Raw genomic sequence first — 5,052 nt, forward strand, 5'->3', positions numbered from 1 at the left:
TCCTTATCTGGCTCTCTCAACCATTCTAATTCTTTTTTAAGACTAGTTAAATCTTTACAACAATCATAATAGTTTAATGAAGTTTTATTTTCCTGATAAGCTTTTATTCTTTTGTCTAAATAATAGTTATAAACAAACCTAACACAACCAAAAGTTTTCTGTATTAACTCTTGTTGTGTTTTATTTGGATATATTCTATACTTATAAGCTTTCTCCATAACTTCTCTCCATAAAACAACAAAAGACAAAGAAGACCACATAAGAATGTGTAATACATAAACCGTCGTCTATGCCTTCTTTGCCTTGGTAAAATATATATTAATTTCTTCCTTTAGTATATCATATTTTACGAAGATGTCAATAATAATATAAGAATCGTAGGATTCTTTAATTGTGTGAAGTTGTCGTTCACATAGGTTCGCTAATCCTATGCATCCTTACCCGCTTATTTATAAGCAGTAGGTATCTTATGCTTTCACATAAGCACAGACTATATCTTGTCCATAGCTCAAACGTAAGTCTAAGCCTTAGGCGCAAACACTTCGGGTCGCTTGACCCTACTCCCCTCACGAGGGATAGTCGTTGGGGGCAGACCTATTCGGTCATTCCCTGCTGATTTGCGATTAGGAGAGTAGTACTTAGGATTTAACCTTATACCATCTAATAGATTTTTTCTGCTTTCGCAACTATCACGTTTGAGTTTGTTTCATCCCTACGTTGTAGTTCTATTAGCTTTACGCATTTCCAGCATATTCGTTTGCTTTGTTGACGGATTTTAACCGCTCTACATACAGGTTTCCCTATATGCTGACTATTTTGTAAACGCTCACTTACTCACGACTAAAGTCACGAGTTTGCGTTCGCAATTTAATCAAAATTAAGTTTCTTAATTTTATCCAATAAACCATTGGCTTTTTTGTTAGCAGAAGAGTAAATATCTGAAGATTCTTTCTCTAATTGAGAATAATACTTCGACATTTCTTTTTGAATATCAGATTTCTGACCAAAAGATTGATAAGTGTCTTTTCTTAAATCTACATAATGCTGTTGTAATAAAGCATCCTTATCAGGTTCATTTGATTTATTACTAGAAGATTTATTATTAGACTTATCAGCTTTAGGTTTTGCATTCTTAGTAGTGTCATACTGCTTTTCTATAGTATTAGTTACACTATTAATAGAATCTTTTAAAACATCAAAGTAATCAACTTCATCATCTACAACCTTTGCAACTAAGTCGCGCTCTTTTTCAAAAGCTTGATTTTTCTTGTTAATAGCAGCAGGAATAGTTTTAGATATCTTATTTTTTAACTCATCAAACTTTTTCTTTTCCGCATCAATAGCTTGATTAACAGCCTCAACCTCAGATTGCATAGCATTTGCAGTCGGAGAAGTTGTAAAAGAGTCTTGGGATTCTTCTACTTGTTTTTTCTCTTTAAGCGAGGCTATTAATTCGTCAACTGCGGTTTGCTCGATTTGATATTTATTATTTGTTTTTGCATAACCTTGTTGATCAAATAAATCTTCAGCGACTTTTTTGGTTAAATTAAGTTCTGTACGAAGTTGTTCAACAACTTCCTTTTTAGAAAGAAGAGCTTTTGTTTCAGCTTCGGTAGATTCATTTGAAACTGGAGTTTCATTTAATAATTTATCTGCTCGTTCTAAATTATCTACGTCAAAAACAACAATACCTTTTCCACCATTTTGACTTTCAATTAAATCAAAAATTCGTGCTTGGTAATTAAATTTTTTTAATACTTCTTCTTCAGAAGAATCAATAATATCTTCTGCTATAGTCTTTAGACTATTTTTATCGTTTTTTATTTCATTGATAAAATCGTCTAACGAAAAATTATCTCCCCAAATATATTTAATTTGTTTATTATATTCATCAAAGATTTGTTTTAATTCTTCTTCAGATAATTTTGATTCTTCTTCATATACTTTGTTTATATTAGCAAACCATTGACTTACTTGATAACCATACGTCTGAGCGTCTTCCTCATTAAATGTAAAATATGCCCCTTTACCAAATAAAGATTCATCACTCATCATACTAGAATCAAATTTATCAAAATCTTTATTTGATCCATGATATAATTTTAATTCTTTAAACTTATTAAAAGTTTCATCTAATTCATTTTGAAGCCTATTCTGTTTCTCAATTTCATCTTCAATTTCCGATGAAAAATTATTTCCATCTGCTTTTGGTAAATCAACTTCCTCAATCTCTTCACCTTTACGCATATATGGCTTAACTTGAATTGGAAATGCACCGAGATTTTCTATAGCTTCCTGAAGAACTTCTTTGAAACTATCAAATAATCTACCTTTGACTTCAATAATATACTTTTCTTGTCCATCAATGTCTCTTTGTAATCCATCGTGAAAAGTATCATATAACCATCCTTCAATATCAACATGATATATACCAGTTTCATCTATAGAGTTTTGAAGACGAGATTTAAAATCGTCTATAAGTTCACCGTAAACTTTTATTATATATTCACCAGTTTTATCTATGGCATTTTGAAATTGTGATTGAAAATCTTCAGAAGAAATAGACGAAAGAGATGATTTCTCACTTATATTGTCAATATTAATTTTAGAAAAAACTTCTTTAATTTTTTCCTGAATAGTAGGAGCTGCATTGTCTAGGCTTTCTTTAAGATTATTTATAAAATTATCTAAAAAGTTATTCCCTTCTCCATTTTTAGCGTCACTTGCTTCTTTAACTGCATCATATGCAGCTAATACTATTTCCTTACAAGCTTCAACAATCTCCGGCATCGCCTCACGAATGCCTTCAGCATAACCAAGTCCAAAATCTTTACCGAGTGGTTTTGTGAGTTCGGCAGACGAACTTTTATTTTGCGCTTCTTGTAATGCATTAGCAGCGTTCTCTATAACCTCTTTTGCAGAACTCTTTATTTCAGAAGTATCTATATTTGCCAATACACCTTGAACTCTTTTTACAAAACCCTGTGCTTCTTCCGACATCTTACCAGAAGAATCTTCAAAACTAAAATTAAGTCCACCTATAATATCATTAGTAAAATCTTCCCAATTATCCTTAAAATTATATTCCGGAACAATATCTGTGTCGATAATTGAAAATCCTTTAATTTTATCATACAAAACATTTAATCCATGAAAATCAATTCCAACACCAATATTATTTAAATATAAAATATCAGAAATTAATTTTTGAATTTGTTCATCTGTTGCTTCAAAAACCCTTGTGTTTATTTCGGCTTCACCCATACCGCCAAGGATATCTCCTTTAGCAGTTTCTTGTAATTCGAAAAATGTATCAGAAGCTTCATCATAAATAATATTTAAAATCCTAGATACATTTACTCCAGCATCAGCAGCCTCATCTAGTTTCTGCTTTAAAACAATAGTATCTTCTAATCTTGATGAAACAGTAAAATCAGTATCTTGAGTAGCCCTCTTTGTTGCTAACAAAGTATACTCATCAGATAATAACCCACCAGATTTAACATTTCCATGTTCTATAATATTTAATTTCCCAGTTTCTGCATTGATTAATTTTAAATCGCTTAATAATGTTTTTAATTCATCATCCCCAGAATTAATTTTAACTTGAAGATTATCCCAAAATGAACTTAAATTATTACTATTGTTGCTTTTAGCAAAATCTGAGAACAAAGACATTAAAGTTTTTAATGAAGAAACTTTATTATCCGAAACACCAGCCACAGATAAAATCTTAATTTTGTCTATAGCTTCAGATAACTGAACATTAGTTTCCTTTATGCTTTCGGTCATTTTATCAAAAGCTTCGCCAGTTAAACTGTTCAAGTCTTGCTTCATTTCATCAACGTCTGCGCGTAATATTTTTATTTCATCTTGGACTTTTTCTAATTCTGTTGGCAAACCAGTCTTAGAAGCACCTTTTCCTTCTAAATATTTTAATGATTCTTGTAAATCGTTTATTCTATCTGTTGTTTTGGTTATTTCATCATTTATCGAAGTGTTTATTTTAAATAATTCAATGGGTTTATTAATATTTCGATCTGCAATTTCAGCATAAATATCTGCAATTTCATCAGATTCAATACTAAATGAATCTAATAATCTATTTCTTATACTTCCGAAATCAATATTTTTTGCTCCTGCTTTAATTGCAGTATTATAATATCCAAAAACATCTCGAACGCGTTTGTTAATTTCATCTTTTGACAATCCATCCATTAGAGCTGTTTCAACATAATCAGCAAGATTCTCAAGTTTTTTTTGTGCTTTATTTTCATCGACATCTATTTTAATATCAGTTAATTTTTTGAGTTTATCAGTTTCTTGTTCTAATATTTTTTGATTTACATTATACTGAAATTGTATTCCTAATTCAGGATGCATCTCGGATATTTGATTAAACACTTTGTTAAATTCTTTTATATTTCCATCATAAGCCAATTTGATAATTACTTCATCGTCAGATAATTTTTTTGTTTCACCGGCGATTTTATTTATATCTTTTTGCAAAGCGGAATAATCACCTTTAAATCGAACTATATATTCTGCCTGTCCCATCTATTTAACCTCCTTTATTTATGTAATTGAACCTCTCATGACTAAAGTCACGAGATTCTTGGAAACTCCCTTCTACCGAAAGGATATTTACCAAGCTATCCCGATAGTTCCTATCGTTATTGTTTATGTTCATTATGCTACTTTTAATATCCTAAGTCCTTCGTTGAGAATATTAATGGCAGCATTAACATCTCTATCATGAAGTGCTGTGGAATCAACTTCTTTAAGCCACTCTAGTTCTGTTTTAAGTTGTTTCATATCGTTTGCACATTGAACATATGAGAAAGTTATTTTACTTTGCTCATACATCTCGATTCTTTTAGCAAGATACTTATTGTATACAAAACGACAACATCCAAATGTTTTAGTTATTATTTCTTTCTGTTTTTTATTCGGATATATTCTATATTTGTAAGCCTTTTCCACATTTTTCACCTCGCTTATCACATATTATTATGGCGATTCATCTCACTACTAAAGTGGTGAGTGTTCTCG

3 protein-coding genes are annotated in these 5,052 nt (G+C 30.6%); all 3 read right to left on the reverse strand.

Going from position 1 to position 5,052, the window contains the following annotated elements; all coding sequences use genetic code 11:
- Positions 1-218 (reverse strand): helix-turn-helix domain-containing protein (locus tag B5D25_RS12555; protein ID WP_159444186.1); only part of this gene is annotated, 218 nt, incomplete at its 3' end.
- Positions 219-867: 649 nt separating this feature from the next.
- Complete coding sequence (locus B5D25_RS12560) at positions 868-4,557, reverse strand: ADP-ribosyltransferase-containing protein (RefSeq protein ID WP_078788305.1); 3,690 nt, start codon at positions 4,555-4,557, stop codon at positions 868-870.
- 132 nt (positions 4,558-4,689) lie between these two features.
- Positions 4,690-4,983, reverse strand: coding sequence for a helix-turn-helix domain-containing protein (locus tag B5D25_RS12565; protein WP_159444135.1), 294 nt, complete (start codon positions 4,981-4,983; stop codon positions 4,690-4,692).
- Positions 4,984-5,052 lie beyond the last annotated feature (69 nt).

The organism is Eubacterium ruminantium (assembly GCF_900167085.1).
Lineage (GTDB): Bacteria > Bacillota > Clostridia > Lachnospirales > Lachnospiraceae > Eubacterium_Q > Eubacterium_Q ruminantium.